Origin of the sequence: Citrobacter sp. Cb041 (genome assembly GCF_030336655.1) — a bacterium.
In the GTDB taxonomy this organism is placed as follows: Bacteria; Pseudomonadota; Gammaproteobacteria; order Enterobacterales; family Enterobacteriaceae; genus Citrobacter; species Citrobacter braakii.
The window spans coordinates 54911-70556 of the sequence record NZ_JAOWDD010000034.1 but is presented as its reverse complement, the minus strand read 5'-3'; the positions used below and the strand labels follow the sequence as shown (position 1 = coordinate 70556).

The 15646-nt window shown below is 51.9% G+C and carries 17 protein-coding genes; 7 read left to right on the top strand and 10 right to left on the bottom strand.

Features of this window, described 5'->3' with window-relative positions:
* Positions 1–12: 12 nt before the first annotated feature.
* On the bottom strand, positions 13–201 hold the full coding sequence (locus OGV52_RS08040) for a type II toxin-antitoxin system HicA family toxin (RefSeq protein ID WP_049259794.1): 189 nt from the start codon (positions 199–201) through the stop codon (positions 13–15).
* A 263-nt stretch (positions 202–464) separates the two neighbouring features.
* On the opposite strand from OGV52_RS08040, the gene OGV52_RS08035 reads away from it, so the two are divergent.
* The 4 genes from OGV52_RS08035 (at position 465) to OGV52_RS08020 (ending at position 3423) form a co-directional block, all read left to right on the top strand.
* Positions 465–1868 (top strand): cytochrome ubiquinol oxidase subunit I, encoded by a 1404-nt coding sequence (locus tag OGV52_RS08035; RefSeq protein WP_287108332.1) that lies wholly within the window; start codon positions 465–467, stop codon positions 1866–1868.
* Positions 1868–2878, top strand: coding sequence for a cytochrome d ubiquinol oxidase subunit II (gene cydB / locus OGV52_RS08030; RefSeq protein ID WP_141875205.1), 1011 nt, complete (start codon positions 1868–1870; stop codon positions 2876–2878). The genes OGV52_RS08035 and cydB overlap by 1 nt, the downstream gene beginning before the upstream one ends.
* A complete protein-coding gene (locus tag OGV52_RS08025; protein WP_003020230.1) occupies positions 2878–3003 on the top strand; it encodes a DUF2474 domain-containing protein in 126 nt (41 codons plus the stop codon). The genes cydB and OGV52_RS08025 overlap by 1 nt, the downstream gene beginning before the upstream one ends.
* Before the next feature lie 189 nt (positions 3004–3192).
* Positions 3193–3423: a DUF2554 family protein gene (locus tag OGV52_RS08020; protein ID WP_016153158.1), complete on the top strand. Its 231-nt coding sequence runs from the start codon at positions 3193–3195 to the stop codon at positions 3421–3423.
* Between the two features lie 3 nt (positions 3424–3426).
* Here OGV52_RS08020 and OGV52_RS08015 read toward each other — a convergent pair whose 3' ends face one another.
* Positions 3427–5388 carry a peptidase U32 family protein gene (locus OGV52_RS08015; RefSeq protein ID WP_287108331.1) on the bottom strand — a complete coding sequence of 654 codons (1962 nt, stop codon included), beginning with the start codon at positions 5386–5388 and terminating at the stop codon, positions 3427–3429.
* Between the two features lie 79 nt (positions 5389–5467).
* Positions 5468–6004 carry a helix-turn-helix domain-containing protein gene (locus OGV52_RS08010; protein ID WP_141875207.1) on the bottom strand — a complete coding sequence of 179 codons (537 nt, stop codon included), beginning with the start codon at positions 6002–6004 and terminating at the stop codon, positions 5468–5470.
* A gap of 105 nt (positions 6005–6109) precedes the next feature.
* Here OGV52_RS08010 and OGV52_RS08005 point away from each other — a divergent pair, with 105 nt between their 5' ends.
* Positions 6110–7276, top strand: a complete 1167-nt coding sequence (locus OGV52_RS08005; RefSeq protein WP_287108329.1) for a benzoate/H(+) symporter BenE family transporter — start codon at positions 6110–6112, stop codon at positions 7274–7276.
* Here OGV52_RS08005 and OGV52_RS08000 read toward each other — a convergent pair.
* The gene (locus OGV52_RS08000; protein WP_016153162.1) at positions 7259–8128 is read right to left on the bottom strand and encodes an AraC family transcriptional regulator; all 870 of its coding nucleotides are present in this window, start codon (positions 8126–8128) and stop codon (positions 7259–7261) included. The two genes, OGV52_RS08005 and OGV52_RS08000, sit on opposite strands and share 18 nt — an antisense overlap.
* A 184-nt stretch (positions 8129–8312) precedes the next feature.
* On the opposite strand from OGV52_RS08000, the gene OGV52_RS07995 reads away from it, so the two are divergent.
* Positions 8313–9221: a DMT family transporter gene (locus OGV52_RS07995; RefSeq protein ID WP_131379360.1), complete on the top strand. Its 909-nt coding sequence runs from the start codon at positions 8313–8315 to the stop codon at positions 9219–9221.
* Between the two features lie 35 nt (positions 9222–9256).
* On the opposite strand, the gene OGV52_RS07990 is transcribed toward OGV52_RS07995, so the two are convergent.
* The 3 genes from OGV52_RS07990 to tehA all read right to left on the bottom strand — a co-directional run bounded on the left by OGV52_RS07990 (position 9257) and on the right by tehA (position 11684).
* Positions 9257–9931, bottom strand: a complete 675-nt coding sequence (locus OGV52_RS07990; RefSeq protein ID WP_047417362.1) for a DUF3313 domain-containing protein — start codon at positions 9929–9931, stop codon at positions 9257–9259.
* Between the two features lie 155 nt (positions 9932–10086).
* Positions 10087–10683, bottom strand: a complete 597-nt coding sequence (gene tehB, locus OGV52_RS07985) for a tellurite resistance methyltransferase TehB (RefSeq protein ID WP_287108328.1) — start codon at positions 10681–10683, stop codon at positions 10087–10089.
* On the bottom strand, positions 10683–11684 hold the full coding sequence (gene tehA / locus OGV52_RS07980) for a dicarboxylate transporter/tellurite-resistance protein TehA (RefSeq protein ID WP_109017821.1): 1002 nt from the start codon (positions 11682–11684) through the stop codon (positions 10683–10685). Before tehA ends, tehB begins: the two co-directional genes overlap by 1 nt.
* 113 nt (positions 11685–11797) lie before the next feature.
* On the opposite strand from tehA, the gene ydcK reads away from it, so the two are divergent.
* Complete coding sequence (gene ydcK / locus OGV52_RS07975) at positions 11798–12778, top strand: YdcK family protein (protein WP_287108327.1); 981 nt, start codon at positions 11798–11800, stop codon at positions 12776–12778.
* Here the strand turns inward: ydcK and rimL are convergent.
* The 3 genes from rimL to OGV52_RS07960 form a co-directional block, all read right to left on the bottom strand.
* Complete coding sequence (gene rimL, locus OGV52_RS07970; protein ID WP_115190558.1) at positions 12770–13315, bottom strand: 50S ribosomal protein L7/L12-serine acetyltransferase; 546 nt, start codon at positions 13313–13315, stop codon at positions 12770–12772. The two genes, ydcK and rimL, sit on opposite strands and share 9 nt — an antisense overlap.
* Before the next feature lie 102 nt (positions 13316–13417).
* Positions 13418–13642 (bottom strand): HP1242/YdcH family protein, encoded by a 225-nt coding sequence (locus OGV52_RS07965; RefSeq protein ID WP_003833168.1) that lies wholly within the window; start codon positions 13640–13642, stop codon positions 13418–13420.
* Positions 13643–13809: 167 nt separating this feature from the next.
* A complete protein-coding gene (locus OGV52_RS07960) occupies positions 13810–15465 on the bottom strand; it encodes a glucan biosynthesis protein D (protein ID WP_153690343.1) in 1656 nt (551 codons plus the stop codon).
* Between the last annotated feature and the right edge of the window lie 181 nt (positions 15466–15646).

The following is a 15646-nucleotide window of genomic DNA, read 5'->3' as shown; positions in this document are numbered from 1 at the left end:
ATATAATTAACCTCATATTGATGATGACTGTAAACCAAGCTGCTTCAGGATCGATTTTCGCAAGGCTTCTTTTATTTCATCACCAGGATGCCTGGGCATAACGCTACGCCTTCCCTGATACCTCAACTTCAGATGATTTGAGCCGTTTGTAACAGCCACTCCCTGAGATTCAAGCCAGCGTCTGAACTCACTTTGCTTCACTGCGCCTCCCTGTCGTCTATTATACGCACAAAGTAAACATTTATGATTACCTTTTCATTACCTCGCTAGTGATAGCGTAAAATCACTCGCGTGGGGAGGACGCTATTTGATAACAGGAATCCAGGTTCCAGATTTCATATCAGCCAGGCCAACCTATAACAGCACGACAACTGTTATGGTTAAAAAGAACTGTTCTGTTTCTGCCCTCCATTGCTTCGCAGCCTTAGAATTGCGCTAAATCAATTTTGCCTGCGGAGCTAAGCATGTTCGGTCTTGACGCGTTTCACCTGGCGAGGATCCAGTTCGCGTTTACGGTATCCTTTCACATCATCTTTCCGGCGATTACCATTGGCCTCGCCAGTTATCTGGCGGTGCTCGAAGGGTTATGGTTAAAAACGAAAAATCCGACCTGGCGCTCGCTATACCATTTCTGGTCGAAAATATTCGCCGTAAACTTTGGTATGGGCGTGGTTTCCGGGCTGGTGATGGCTTATCAGTTCGGCACGAACTGGAGTGGTTTTTCTGAGTTCGCCGGTAGCATCACCGGGCCGCTGCTGACCTATGAAGTATTAACCGCCTTCTTCCTCGAAGCAGGCTTCCTCGGGGTAATGCTGTTTGGCTGGAATCGGGTTGGCCCAGGGCTTCACTTCTTCGCGACCTGTATGGTTGCGCTGGGTACTATTATTTCTACCTTCTGGATCCTCGCCTCCAACAGCTGGATGCAAACGCCACAGGGCTATGAAATTGTTAACGGGCAAGTCGTTCCCGTCGACTGGTTCGCCGTGATTTTCAATCCGTCATTCCCTTATCGTTTGCTGCATATGTCCGTTGCCGCCTTCCTGAGCAGCGCGCTGTTTGTCGCGGCATCAGCCGCATGGCATTTATTGCGCGGTAATAGCACGCCAGCAATTCGCGCGATGTTTTCAATGGCGCTGTGGATGACGTTAATCGTCGCCCCGCTGCAGGCCTTAATTGGCGATATGCACGGGTTGAATACGCTGAAGCACCAGCCTGCAAAAATTGCGGCGATTGAAGGACACTGGGAAAATCCGCCCGGTGAACCGACCCCGCTGCTGTTGTTCGGCTGGCCGGATATGGAGCAGGAGCGCACCCGCTATGGGCTGGAAATCCCGGCGCTGGGCAGCCTGATCCTGACTCATAGTCTGGATAAACAGGTCCCGGCGTTAAAAGAATTTCCGAAGGAAGACAGGCCCAATTCCACCATCGTGTTCTGGTCGTTTCGCATTATGGCAGGGTTAGGTATGCTGATGATCCTGCTGAGCGCGTTTGCCCTGTGGCTGCGTTATAAGCAGCGGCTATACACCTCACGTCCTTTCCTGCGTTTTGCATTGTGGATGGGCCCCTCCGGTCTGATTGCCATCCTTGCTGGCTGGGTGACCACCGAAGTTGGCCGTCAGCCGTGGGTGGTTTACGGTTTGCAACGTACGGCGGATGCGGTTTCCGCACATGGTGATTTACATATGAGCATCAGCCTACTGTCTTTCTTTGTGGTGTATAGCTCGGTGTTTGGCGTGGGTTACAGCTACATGATCCGCCTGATCCGCAAAGGACCACAGGAAGATGAGCCGACCATTCCACCAACAGGCACGCCGGCGCGGCCGCTTTCTGCTGTCGTTCTCGATTCTCAACCGGAGGCACACCGCTAATGGGTATCGATTTATCAGTTATCTGGTTTGTAATTATCGTGTTCGCCACGCTGATGTATATCGTGATGGACGGTTTTGATCTCGGGATCGGTATTTTATTCCCTGCGATTTCGGATGCGGATGACCGCGATGTGATGGTCAACAGCGTCGCCCCGGTATGGGACGGTAATGAAACCTGGCTGGTGTTGGGTGGCGCCGGATTATTCGGCGCTTTTCCCCTGGCCTATGCGGTGATTGTCGATGCGCTGACGATCCCGTTGACCCTGATGCTCATCGGCCTGATATTTCGCGGCGTCGCGTTTGAGTTTCGCTTCAAAGCCACGCCGGCGCATCGACCATTCTGGGATAAAGCTTTTCTCGGCGGTTCAATCCTCGCGACATTCACTCAGGGTATTGTGGTCGGTGCCGTACTCAATGGATTTTCCGTCACCGGACGCAGCTACAGCGGCGGTCCTTTCGACTGGCTGACCCCCTTTACCCTGTTCTGCGGCGTGGGCCTGGTTGTAGCCTACGCCCTGTTGGGGGCAACATGGCTGGTGATGAAAAGCGAAAATCCGTTGCAGGATAAAATGCGCTGCGTGGCAAGAAAACTGCTGCTGGCGATGCTGGTTGTCATTGCCATTATCAGTCTGTGGACGCCGCTGGCGCACAGCGCCATTGCCGATCGTTGGTTTAGCCTGCCCAATCTGTGGTTCCTGATGCCGGTTCCGCTCCTGGTTGCGCTGATTAGCCTCTGGCTGTGGCGTTCGCTGGGTCAGCAAAACAGCCATACGCTGCCTTTTGTACTGACGCTGGGGCTGATTTTTCTCGGGTTCAGCGGGCTGGGGATCAGTATCTGGCCCCACATCATTCCACCGTCCATTACGCTGTGGCAGGCGGCAGCTCCGGCGCAGAGTCAGGGCTTTATGTTGGTTGGCGCGCTGCTGATTATCCCGATAATCCTGGTGTACACCTTCTGGAGCTACTACGTTTTCCGCGGCAAAGTTCAACATGGTGAGGGGTATCATTGATGCAACAGACAATCTGGAAACGCCTGATGTGGCTGGTGATCCTCTGGGGCGGCAGCGTGCTGGCCCTGGCCGCCGTTGGTATGTTCTTTCGTCTCCTGATGACGGCCGCCGGATTTAAATCCTGATTCTCTCCCTGATAACAACCGGGCAGCGCTGCACTGCCCGGTTGTGACAAATCCCAACGTTATCTAAACAAAAATGTAAAAAACATCGAAATGACAAAACAGAGATTGTCATTAACCCGATTAAAATATTGAATAGTCACCTGGCGAAATTATCGTCAATTCCGCAGCTAACGTACCAGAGGGTGCATGATGTTTAAGAAAGGGTTAACGGTGTTATTGCTGGCCAGCGCGCTTTTTTCCGGTCAGCTTCTCGCTACTAATCAGGGACATGAATATCTTCAGGTGCAGGATGCCGATCACTTATTACGACACACAGCCGACAGCGATGAACTACGAATGACGGCGGAAGAATCCGCCGCCGATCTTCGCGAACACCATTACTGGCAAAAATCACGCAAACCCGATACACATCAGAGCTAACCGTTAGCTTTTACGCTTTGGCAACGTTTTCAGCAGTTCTTCAGGGCTGACGGAAGCCACCACGCTGCCCGGCAACGGCATCTTCAGAATGTGATGTTTCATCTTGCCGATCACGTGCATTTCGCACGGTCGGCAATCAAATTTCAGCGTCAGGACCTCATCGCCGTTAACCAACTGCATCGGCGTGGCTTTCCAGCTTTTGATATTTCCTTTCGCCTGTTTCGGACACAGGTTAAATGCAAAACGCAGGCAATGTTTGGTGATCATCACCGGCACATCGCCCTTTTCTTCATGCGCCTCATAGGCGGCATCAATCAACTGCACGCCATAACGGTGATAAAACTCTCGCGCTTTATGGTTGTAGACGTTAGCCAGAAAGCTCAGATGCGTTTGCGGGTAAACCGGCGCCGGCTGGGCAACCGGTTTACGGCGACCGCGCTGATAGTTTTGCAAACGAGCGGCATCCAGCATGTCGACCGCTTCACGTCGCAGCTGATTCAGTTGACCGTTAGGCACGAACAATGCTCCCGGCAGATTCACCTGAATATTACGGGCGTAATACAGCGTTTGTCCCAGTTTTGCCAGGCCATCCTGTAGGTTGCTCAACGCTTTTTCTGCATTGTTCGCTTCCTCAAACTGGCCGTCCAGCGTATGGGTGATACTCACCCCCTCCTCACTGGTGAGCGTCAGGATCAACTGTTCCTGCCAGCCGCCCAGCTCAATATCGACCGCGACGCGGCGTTCGCTGGAGGTTTTGGTCAACGCCTGCTGCCAGTTATGATCGAGATTGCGGTTCAGCGGATGGTTGGCGCGCACTTTGTGCAGATCGGCGGGCATTTCATTCGGCCACACCCGATAACGATTGTGCCCTGTTTTTTCAACGGTGTTGGCGCGAAATCCGACGACCTCACGCTTGATTAACACGTTCAGACCATCCCCGTTGGCCAGCGGTTCTGTTACCTCAACATAGAGATGATCTTTTGCCACCTTCAGGACTTCGCCAACCGGCAGACCGATGAACTTTGGTGAGTCGAATGCGCCGATATCCCCCTTACGGGCATTCACAAAATAATCGGTGCTGCCGCGATGGAAGGTCTTTTCCGTGGATGGAGTAAAGAAATGTTCGGTACGCCCGGCTGAAGAACGGGCAAGATCGCCGCGCTCTTCAATTATGGCGTCCAGCATCTGACGATAATGCGCGGTAATATTCTTCACATAGCTCATGTCTTTATAGCGCCCTTCAATTTTGAAGGATCGCACGCCTGCGTCAATCAACGCACCGAGGTTGGCGGTCTGATCGTTATCTTTCATCGACAGCAGATGTTTTTCATAGGACACCACGCGCCCCTGATCGTCTTTCAGGGTATACGGCAGGCGACAAGCCTGAGAACAGTCACCGCGGTTAGCGCTACGTCCGGTTTGCGCATGTGAAATATAACACTGGCCTGAATAGGCGACGCACAGCGCACCGTGAATGAAAAATTCAATAGTCGCATCCGTAGCCTGATGAATGGCGTTTATTTGCTCAAGGCTCAGTTCGCGCGCGAGGACAATTTGGGTGAATCCGACGTCAGAAAGAAACTTCGCCTTCTCGACGCTGCGAATATCACATTGGGTGCTGGCATGCAGCTCAATGGGAGGAATATCCAGCTCCAGAATCCCCATATCCTGCACAATCAGAGCGTCAACGCCGGTCTGATACAGATCGGTAATTAATCGCTGTGCGGGCTCCAGCTCATCATCATGCAAGATTGTATTCAGCGTCACAAAGATTTTCGCCCCGAAACGATGCGCAAACGGCACCAGTTCGGCGATATCTTTCAGGCTGTTACTGGCGTTATGACGCGCGCCAAAACCCGGTCCGCCAATGTAAACGGCGTCAGCGCCGTGCAAAATGGCTTCACGTGCAATGGCGGTATCCCGGGCCGGGCTTAACAATTCAAGGTGATGAGGCTGCTGGCGCATACAGTTGTTACCATCCACAAGTGGTAAAAATGGCGGCTATTGTAGTCACAAGCGCGGCTTTTCGGAATAGTTTTCCCGATTAACCGCGCGGGTAATGGATCAGGGAATGAAAGTGAACCGTTTGTTCGCTACTGTTACGGTAGCTATGCGCCCTGTCTCCCGCAAAACGCACCCCCTCGCCGGATTTCATGGTGCGCCACTGCCCCTCAATACACATATCCAGCAGCCCATTTATCACCACCACGTGCTCTATAACGCCGGTTTCATGCGGAGTCGATTCACTGAGTGCGCCGGGTGCCAGCTGTATCGAAAAATGATCGAAGCACAGCTGTGGGTCCCACGGAAACAATGGCGTGACGACCATCGCCTGCTGCTGGGGATCGAATGTTGGCGCGCCGTCTGACTCTGGCGGTGAAATAAACGTCGAGAATGGCACGTTCAGTCCGGTGGCAATTTTCCACAATGTCGCCACCGTTGGGCTGGATTCATTGCGCTCAATCTGCCCCAACATGGCTTTTGACACGCCGGTTTCCTCCGCCAAACGTGACAGGCTCCATTCCCGCTGGTGACGTAGCGTGCGGAGCGTTGTGGCCAGATAGTAGGTTAAGTTTTCCATTTTTCGCCTTCCTGACTCTCCTTTCTCAAGGCTACAGCTTAGCACTTGTACGCTATAACGCACAGTGCTACATTGATTGACCGTTATAACGCACACGGAGTGACTATGCGCGCATTCTCCATCCCACTACCCACCGTATTATCGGGTTTTGTGGCTGTCCTGGTCGGTTACGCCAGCTCGGCTGCCATTATCTGGCAAGCGGCCCTGGCCGCAGGTGCGACCACCGATCAAATCGCGGGCTGGATGACCGCGCTGGGGATTGCAATGGGCGTCAGTACGCTGGCGCTGACGTTATGGTATCGCGCTCCTGTGCTCACGGCCTGGTCAACACCTGGCGCCGCGCTGCTGGTTACGGGTCTGCACGGGGTAGCGATTCAGGATGCTATCGGCGTTTTTATCGTAGCTAACGCGTTGATTGTGCTGTGCGGCATAACCGGATTGTTTGCCCGTCTGATGAAAATAATCCCCCACTCACTGGCATCAGCCATGCTGGCCGGGATCCTGCTGCGCTTTGGTCTGCAGGCCTTTAATAGCCTCAACAGTGAGCTTATTTTGTGCGGTAGTATGCTGGTGGCATGGCTGGTATTTAAAGTCACAGCCCCACGGTACGCGACGATCGCCGCGATGCTGGCGGGTATCGCTATCGCGCTAATAAAAGGTGACATTGTCACAAGCGGAGTGAATTTATCGCCGGTCATGCCTGCGTTTATTGCCCCACACTTTTCATTTGCCCACAGTATCAGCATTGCGCTACCGCTGTTTCTGGTTACCATGGCTTCACAAAATGCCCCTGGTATTGCCACTATGAATGCCTCGGGCTATTCATTACCCGTTTCACCGCTCATTATCTTTACCGGCCTGCTGGCGCTGATGTTTTCGCCGTTTGGCGTCTACTCCATCTGCATTGCCGCCATAACCGCCGCAATTTGCCAAAGTCCCGAAGCGCATCCTGATGCCAAACGACGCTGGCTCGCCGCCGCCGCGGCTGGCGTCTTCTATCTTCTGGCTGGGGTGTTTGGCGGTTCAGTCACAGGACTAATGGCGGCACTGCCCGTAAGCTGGATCCAGATGCTGGCCGGTCTGGCCTTGCTCGGGACAATTAGCGGTAGTTTGTATCAGGCGTTGCATAATGAATCGGAACGCGACGCAGCCATCGTTACGTTTTTGGTCACGGCCAGCGGCCTGACGTTATTGGGGGTTGGATCTGCATTCTGGGGGCTGGTCGTAGGCGGTATCTGCTACGCCGTGTTGACGTTATTTCGCCGCACGTAGCTGCGTTGGCGTTTTACCGGTTACCTGTTTAAACCGGTTACTAAAATGGCTTGCCGAACTGAATCCGCAGGTCATCGCAATATCTGACAAACTGCGTGAAGTGTAACAGACCAGATGCTGTGCCAGCGCCATACGACGTTGCATCACGTACTGATGCGGTGCCATATTCATCGACTGGCGAAACATTCTGGCAAAATGGAATTCGCTGAGCGCCGCCTCGCTAGCCAGATCGTTCAGGGTGATCGGGTACGCCAGATGCGCGTCAATATAGGCCAGCACGTTACGCAAGGTGACGGGCGCGAGTCCCCCGGTGACGGTGGGCAGTCGCCATTGAACGTTGCTGTAATGCTGGATCAGATGCGTTAACAGTAGCGAAGATGCCGCGCTGAGCGTGAGGTGATTGGCCGGTTGCTGCCAGTCGTTATCAAGCAGAAACTGACGGTAAACCGCCGTGATCCCCGGGTCACTGCCAAACGTGTGCTCGTCCAGCGTGAAGCTATAGGGGCTTTTATCCCAGACTTTTTCACCCACTTCGCGCAGATGTTCGTCGGTACAATAGAGATGAACAAAGGAGAGAGCGTCGCGGATATCCCAACTTGACTCGCTCTCTTTCGGCATCAGGCAAAAACGGTCCGGTCCGCCGCCATTCTTCCAGCCCCCCGCCGTTTTGTGGTAACTCTCGTAGCCATCCGCGATATATAAACTGAGCGTATGGTGATCGCAATACTGGGTGATGGTATCGCGCTTGTTTGACCAGGCCGCCAGTTGGATCCCTGAATGTAACGCAACCGATTCATGCAGCACGGCATTATGTTTGCGTAAGTTTTCAAAGGCATCGTAGGGCTGAGGCATACCATCACATTCAAAATAAGTTAGCAGGCTTTCAGTCTATAACAGCCACATATTGTTAACAGCTTCCTTTTCGCTTTTACGCTAAAAAAGCGCAAGATTTTGCAAGTCCGCCGCAAACCGATGAAAGCCTCCTGCCGCCAGACATGACACAGTGTGAACCTGAATCCAAAAAAGAGAGAGTTGTATGAACGCACTGTTGTACTGCCTGGTGGTGGTAATTTGGGGAACGACATGGATTGCGATTTATTTGCAGCAGGGCCCGGTTTCTGCGCCGGTTTCTATCTTTTGGCGCTTCGCCGTTGCCAGTTCGCTGATGATAGTGATCCTGCTGGTTAGCGGTAAATTACGCAAACTGTCTGGTCGCGATCATCTGTTTTGTCTGTTACAGGGTGGATGCGTTTTTTGCTTCAACTTCTGGTGTTTTTATACGGCTGCAGCCTGGATTAATACCGGCCTGGAGTCGGTGATTTTCTCAATGGCCGTCCTGTTCAATGCGGTCAATAGCTTCATCTTTTTTGGGCAAAAACCACCGCTGCGTTTCTATATCGCAGCCGGTCTTGGACTGACGGGCATTGTGACTCTGTTCTGGCAGGATTTGCTCAACAGCGGATTCAATCATTCCTTGCTGCTGGGTATCGGCTTAAGCGCCCTTGGAACCTTCGGCTTCTCATTGGGGAATATGATCAGCATGCGTCACCAGAAAAAAGGGCTGGAAGTGTTAACGACCAACAGTTGGGCCATGCTGTACGGCACGCTGTTGATCGCTACCATTGCGCTGATGCGCGGGGACAATTTTACGCCACAGTGGACATTCAGCTATCTCAGTGCACTGTTATATCTGGCTATTTTTGGCTCAGTGATTGCTTTCGGCGCTTATTTCACACTGGTAGGTCGCATTGGTCCCAGTAGGGCGGCATACAGTACCCTGCTTTTCCCGCTGGTTGCGCTAACGCTGTCAACATTGTATGAAGGATACGTCTGGCAAGTTAACGCTATTGCCGGATTAGTATTGATTTTACTGGGGAATATGGTGATGTTTGCCCGACCAGAAGTGCTGATGGGTAAACTATTCTATCGACGCCGGGTGGCATAAAAAAAACGCACCATCCTGAGATGGTGCGTTGATTATTATTGTGGTTTTTTGTTCACGTCAAACATGGTGGCATCCGTCGCCATGTCATCAACAACTTTCTTCAACGTTTCGAATGTCATCGGCGTATTTTCGTTGCTCAGATCTTTACCTTCACCCTTACGTACAACTTTAATTACCGGTTTATTGGTCGCAGCATCAATCAACTCCCCCTCGAAATAGAGGTTGGTATCCATGGTACGGTGACCCGTTGCCATTTGTGTTCCCGCAACGAGCAGCGCAACCGGGATCACTTCATAGAACTGCAGTCCTTCTTTGCTCGTTGCAACACCGGTAATCGCTCCGCGGAAAATCAGGCTACGTGGCCCAGGGGTAGTAACCAGGGGCTTACGCTTGCTGATGGCGGATTTCAACTGGGTATTGGTGTAGGTCAGCAGTTGATCAAGAACCTGCTGCCCTACCTGCGTGGTAGGTTTAGGAACCGGATAATACGTTACCGGGTTATATACAATGTTGTCATATTTGGATTCGTTGTAGCTCGGATCAACCCAACGGAGTACGGTTTGTCCCGATGCTGATTGTGTTTCCTTCAAATCAGAGTAATTTTTTAAAAACCCAGAATATTTATCCGGCGCGGTCACTTTTGACGCACAGCCGGATAATGCCAACAAGCCAGTAAGCACTGCAACTTTAAATAAAGTTTGAGTACGCATGAAACGATCCCTTTAGTTTTCGCAATGATGCTTAAAAAGGATAGCAAAACAGTTTCATTTTTGATGTACTAAAAATGGTAAACACCGCACAATTTTCTCTCTGCGCCCGGCACAAAAAATGCTGAGCGCAGAAAGAGTTAACCCAGGCGGGAGGGTCAGGCAGTTTTGCGTGCCAGCATTGTGGCAAAGCGCAGTTTAATTCGATTACCGTTTTCATCCGTACGATGAAGTTCACCCACGTCTTCGTTATATTTCAGCAGATCCCATCCGCTGTAATAGTTGCGCAATTCTCCGGTTTTAAACGCGAACGGGAAACCCACGGTACACGGAAAATCATCGGTATCCATCGCCGCGACGATTAAGTTATATCCGCCCTGTTTAGTGCAACGCTGCATATTTTCAATAAGGCCAGGGATAGTTTTGGCTTCAAGGAACATCAGCACAACGGTAGAAAGAATAAAATCATATTCGCCATCAAAGCGTAATGCGTTGAGATCCGCGACGTTCGCGTGCAGATTGGTCAGCCCTTCCGCCGCTTTGATACGCTCAAGATTAGCGATGCTCATGGGATTTTTATCCCATGCTGTCACGTCATAACCGTTTGCCGCAAGGTACAGGCTGTTACGACCGTTACCGCAGCCCAGGTCTAACGTTTTTCCTGGCTTAACAATTTTTGCCGCTTCAACAACATCGGAATGCGTACGAGTTAAATCGTATTTCTCAGTAAAGTAGTTTTCGTCGCAAAGGGTCATTATTTATCCTCAGATTTCAGTAATGCAGCACGCTCCGTGCGGATGAGCAGTTTCCCCTGCATCAGCAATGCAAACGTACGTACCAGTAATAATGCAATGATAAAATTGGTAAAAATAAACAGTGGGATCGCCAGCGTATGAAAAAATCCTGACTCGCTACCGTGGCCCAGATGCAGCCCTGTTGTCGCCAGAGCCGACACGCCAAACGAGAAGCTCCAGAAAGACGCATTAAATGGCTGTGACAAATACCACGGCATGAGCCGTAGCATGAACAGCAGTTGCAGCAGACCATAGCCGAACAGCATTTTGGCTAACGTATCGCCCTCGCCGCCGTTGACGCTAAGCCAGGCGCTGCAGGCGACCAGCGCAGGCGCCAGTTGAATGCCAAGTGAAGTACGTAACACCGCAGGCAACTCACCGCAGCTACGTAAACGTTGCAGAATCACCGGCTCCAGACTGAGCCAGGAAAAAACCCCGGCGCCCAAAAACACCAATCCTGCGTCGTTGAAACCCAGTGCGCCACAGGCCATTGCACTGATAAAGTTATTGGCGACGGTCGGCAGATACAGACCCGGCGTGGTGGCTTCCTCTGGATGCGATCCACGCCACAACCCTGCCGTTTGCCAGGCGGCGTAGGCCAGCTGTATCACCACGCCAATGCTGAACAACCCAATCGCCAGCGGTCGATACCACGGGACAAAACCAATCGCGACCAGCATCGTTGTGGCCGGAAACAGACTGACAAAGCTGCTCATCACCGGGTGACGAATTTCCGCCAATACGCTCTGCGGAAAACGCAGTAAACGGCTAAGAAAGGCCAGCGTCAGCAGCCCCCAAATGACCATTGCGAGGATCACTAAACCGTCGCCAATCAAGTGACTCACTGGCCACACCTGACTGGCATAACGCCACGCAAACCCCATCCCAATGATGCCCAGTACCATGCCAAAATAACCGGCCGGAAGATTGAGGACCCGCTCACTCTGTTTGTTCTTACTCATTTTGTTTATTTTTTAAAGTATATTTGAAATGCATTTTATGGAATTTCCGCTGATTTAGCCAGTGCGGAAAACTTTGCTACGTTTAACTAAGGTGCGCAACATGGAAATGAGCTATGACCAAATATCGTCTCAGCGATGAGTCTCGATCCTTTAGTTACCAGGATAATGGCAATAAAAAAAGCGTATTACTACGCCAAATCATTGCGCTCACTGATTTTAATGATGTCCAGGCCGGTACGCCCGGTGGCTGGATCGACAATGAAAGCGTGCTGTCACAAAGCGGTGATTGCTGGATTTACGATGAAAACGCGCTCGCATTTTCCGGCGCGACGATTACAGGAAACGCCCGCATTACTCAGGCAAGCGTGGTCAGAGATGGCGCGCAAATTAGCGATGACGTGTGGATTGACCAGGCTGAAATCAGTCATAACGTGCAAATACGTGACAACGTCACCATTCAGGATTCTGTGGTTCGCGGCGAATGCCTTCTCTTTGGTGATGCGCGCGTGGTGTGTGACTCTGAAATCATCGCCGCCAGGGGGCTAACCCGTGAAAGCGACCAGTTCCTGCAAATTTATGATCGGGCTTTTGTCAGCCACTCACGAGTGGTGCATCAGGCGCAGATCTATGGCGATGCGAAAATCAACTATGCCTTTATTGAACATCGGGCGGAAGTTTTTGATTTCGCACAGGTGGAAGGTAATGAAGAGAACAATGTCTGGATTTGCGATTGCGCCAAAGTCTATGGATATGCGCGCGTCATCGCCGGGAGCGAAGAAGATGCCATACCTACCCTACGCTACAGTTCGCAGGTGGCGGAGCACGCGGTAGTTGAAGGTAACTGCGTGCTGAAACACCACGTGCTGGTCGGCGGTCATGCGCAATTACGCGGTGGACCGCTCCAGTTAGACGACCACATCCTGATTGAAGGCCACGTCTGCGTGCTGGGCGAAGTGCTGATCGAGCATCACATTGAGATAGCCGGTCAGGCGCATATCCAGGCGTTTGATGGCGATGCCATTCACCTACGCGGACCGAAAGTGATTAACGGTGAACAGCGCATTACGCGCACGCCTATCGCAGGTTTATTCTGAAGAGCCATCAATGATGCGGGCGTAGAGATTCACATCATAGTAATCACCATTAAGGAATTCCGCCTGTTGCATACATCCTTCCAGTTGGAAGCCATTACGTAGCGCCACCTGGTTGCTCTCAACGTTTTCTACGCGACATTTAATCACGAAGCGGCGAATCTCCTGACGCTGCGCATAATGATGAATTAAGGCCTGTAGCGCCTGGGACATGATGCCTTTACCCTGATGCTCCTCATCCAGCCAGTAGCCGATATAAGCCGCTTTGTTCAGCGGTTCTATCTGGTTAAACGAGATAACCCCGACCACATTTTCTTGCGCAAAAATCAGGAACATTTTGGCGTAACCGCGCTGGTGCAACATCATATTGCCCTGCACATTCTTGCGGGTGTCCTCCTCAGAGGCAACAAACTGCGGCCAGTTCAGCGACTGCTGGAGCCAGCGTTTATTTTTAAGCACCAACTGATGCAGAGGCGTGACGTGTTGCTCTTCTACGGCACGCAGTTCCAGCGTGTCATTGATGGTAATCACTTCTGACATTTTCATTCCATTATGATGGTTAAGCAGGCCACCCTGCTCATCAAATAAAAACAGGAAGGGCTCCCTTTTGGAAGCCCTTTTACACAGCAAGCGCCGTTTTACTTAGCTCTCACTGACACTCTCTTTTTGCAATATTTTGAGCAGATCTTCCTTCAGGTGGAGTTTCTGTTTCTTAAGGCGAACAATGTCCAAACTATACCCCCGACCATCCGAACCTTCCAGTCTGGAGATCTCATGATCAAGGCTGTTGTGTTTTTCGAATAAGGACAGAAAGCGAGGGTTCTCGGATTTCAGTCGGGAAATAAGGTCTCTGTATTCTGGAAACATACTTTCTCCCTGTTAGTGGAAAAGAACGTGTATAAGAAATACACACCTCCAGAGTACCCACTTGACTTACAGAAAAATGCGAACGGGATCGAGTAAATAGTGTACAGAATGGTTGTGAAGAGGATTACAGATACGGCTCCCCATTCGGAGAGCCGTAAAGGGAGTGATTAACGCATCTCGCGGTCGTCAACGTACTGACGTTTATCCGGCGCTGGCGGGAAGTACTGATACAGCCAGGTTTCACTGATGGCGTCGCCCTGACAACGCAGGAACATACGCATATCTACCGGATCGGTTGAGTCAGTGGTCGGATACCAGTCAAACTGAATGCGATAACCGTCGATAGGTTCCACGTAAAGGATCTCAATCTGTTTCGCTTCACCGCTGGAGAGCGTAATCACCGGTTCAATACCCTTCGGCGCTGCGGCTTTTAGATCGCCACCAACGAAATCAACAGCAAAACGTCGCGCCCATTTTTCCGGGTAGTGCTCGCCCGGCGCCCATCCTTCCGGGAAGCCGCCCATGCCTGTTCGGGTCGCCATCACGCGAGCCAGCGGTGAACGCACCGGCGGCTGTGCGCTCCAGTACAGGCGATATTTGAATTCCAGATCATCGCCCGCTTTGATCGACCTTTCAGGCTGCCAGAAGCAGACGACGTTATCCAGCGTTTCGCCGGTCGTCGGGATCTCCATCAGGCCGATAGTCCCCTTGCCCCACTGGTTACGCGGTTCGACCCACAGGCTCGGACGCTTGTTGTACCAGCCCATGATATCCTGGTAATGGGAGAAGTCGCGATCGAGCTGCAGCAAGCCAAACCCTTTCGGGTTGTTATCGGTATAGGCGTTGAACTGCAGTTTTTGCGGGTTATTCAGCGGGCGGCAGATCCACTCGCCATTGCCCCGCCACATCGCCAGACGGTCGGAATCATGAATTTGCGGGTGAATGGTGTCACACATCCGACGTTCGTTGTTGCCGCAGCTAAACATGCTGGTCATCGGTGCAATACCGAGCTGCTTGATGTCTTTGCGCGCATAGATGTGGTTTTGTACATCCATGATCACCTGCGTTTTCTCGCAGTGGATCACGAACTTAAATGCACCGGTTACGCTGGGGCTGTCGAGAAGCGCATACACGGTAAAGGAGGTTGCGCCCGGTTTGACCGTTTCGAACCAGAAAGAGGTGAAATCAGGAAACTCTTCTTTGCTGTCGGTGTAGGTATCTACCGCCAGACCGCGGGCCGATAAACCGTACTGATAGGTGTCATCCACGGCGCGGAAATAGCTGGCGCCCAGGAAAGAAACGATATCGCGACGGGCTAATTCTGGCGCTTTAAACACGCGGAACCCGGCGAACCCGAGGTCAGTCTGCCCTTCCAGCTGTTTGGTATCCACACCCGCATCATTGTATTTAAACAGCTCCGGACGGAAGTGGATTTCGCGCGCCATATGCGTGCTGCCATCAACCGAGAACATGCGTACACGGCGACGAAAGCCCATTCCCACATGGAAGAACTGCGCATCAAGCTGACGATTTTCAACATTGTTCCACAGAGACTGCTCTGCGTCATATTGAATGCTGTTGTAGGCCTGCGGCGTCAGTTTCGCCAGCGTGTCAGGTAACGCGCGCGGTGCGCCGCCCCAGGGCTTCTGTGCTAAGTCATGGGCCATCGATTGCAGAACGGAAAAATCAAAACGTACGGTTTTTCCGTCTGCAATGTCAGACTCTGCCGCAAAGGCGGCGCTGGAAAAGAGTGATGCAATACCACTGGTTCCGCACACGGCGGCCATTGCCATTGAACCTTTAATAAATCGTCTGCGATTCATGCCTGAAAGTAAGTCCTTCTGGTCGTGTAAATGGTCCCGCGCCGGCCATAATCAGCGGCAAGAGAGTGCACATTTCTGACCGCTCACTCTAGACAAAATTCATTAATAATCCAATTGTTGGTCGCCGATTATCTGTACAAAATCGAAAATATTTTATGTCGATGGGAACAGACCGAATCCC

Bases quoted from the DNA above. Each gene is read 5' to 3' on its own strand.
- cydB (WP_141875205.1), top strand. From the start codon at position 1,868: ATGGGTATCGATTTATCAGTTATCTGGTTTGTAATTATCGTGTTCGCC.
- OGV52_RS08000 (WP_016153162.1), bottom strand. From the start codon at position 8,128: ATGCCTCAGCCCTACGATGCCTTTGAAAACTTACGCAAACATAATGCC.
- tehA (WP_109017821.1), bottom strand. From the start codon at position 11,684: ATGAGTAAGAACAAACAGAGTGAGCGGGTCCTCAATCTTCCGGCCGGT.
- ydcK (WP_287108327.1), top strand. From the start codon at position 11,798: ATGACCAAATATCGTCTCAGCGATGAGTCTCGATCCTTTAGTTACCAG.
- OGV52_RS07995 (WP_131379360.1), top strand. From the start codon at position 8,313: ATGAACGCACTGTTGTACTGCCTGGTGGTGGTAATTTGGGGAACGACA.
- OGV52_RS07965 (WP_003833168.1), bottom strand. From the start codon at position 13,642: ATGTTTCCAGAATACAGAGACCTTATTTCCCGACTGAAATCCGAGAAC.
- OGV52_RS08025 (WP_003020230.1), top strand. From the start codon at position 2,878: ATGCAACAGACAATCTGGAAACGCCTGATGTGGCTGGTGATCCTCTGG.
- rimL (WP_115190558.1), bottom strand. From the start codon at position 13,315: ATGTCAGAAGTGATTACCATCAATGACACGCTGGAACTGCGTGCCGTA.
- OGV52_RS08005 (WP_287108329.1), top strand. From the start codon at position 6,110: ATGCGCGCATTCTCCATCCCACTACCCACCGTATTATCGGGTTTTGTG.
- OGV52_RS08015 (WP_287108331.1), bottom strand. From the start codon at position 5,388: ATGCGCCAGCAGCCTCATCACCTTGAATTGTTAAGCCCGGCCCGGGAT.
- OGV52_RS07960 (WP_153690343.1), bottom strand. From the start codon at position 15,465: ATGAATCGCAGACGATTTATTAAAGGTTCAATGGCAATGGCCGCCGTG.
- tehB (WP_287108328.1), bottom strand. From the start codon at position 10,683: ATGACCCTTTGCGACGAAAACTACTTTACTGAGAAATACGATTTAACT.
- OGV52_RS08035 (WP_287108332.1), top strand. From the start codon at position 465: ATGTTCGGTCTTGACGCGTTTCACCTGGCGAGGATCCAGTTCGCGTTT.
- OGV52_RS08020 (WP_016153158.1), top strand. From the start codon at position 3,193: ATGTTTAAGAAAGGGTTAACGGTGTTATTGCTGGCCAGCGCGCTTTTT.
- OGV52_RS07990 (WP_047417362.1), bottom strand. From the start codon at position 9,931: ATGCGTACTCAAACTTTATTTAAAGTTGCAGTGCTTACTGGCTTGTTG.
- OGV52_RS08010 (WP_141875207.1), bottom strand. From the start codon at position 6,004: ATGGAAAACTTAACCTACTATCTGGCCACAACGCTCCGCACGCTACGT.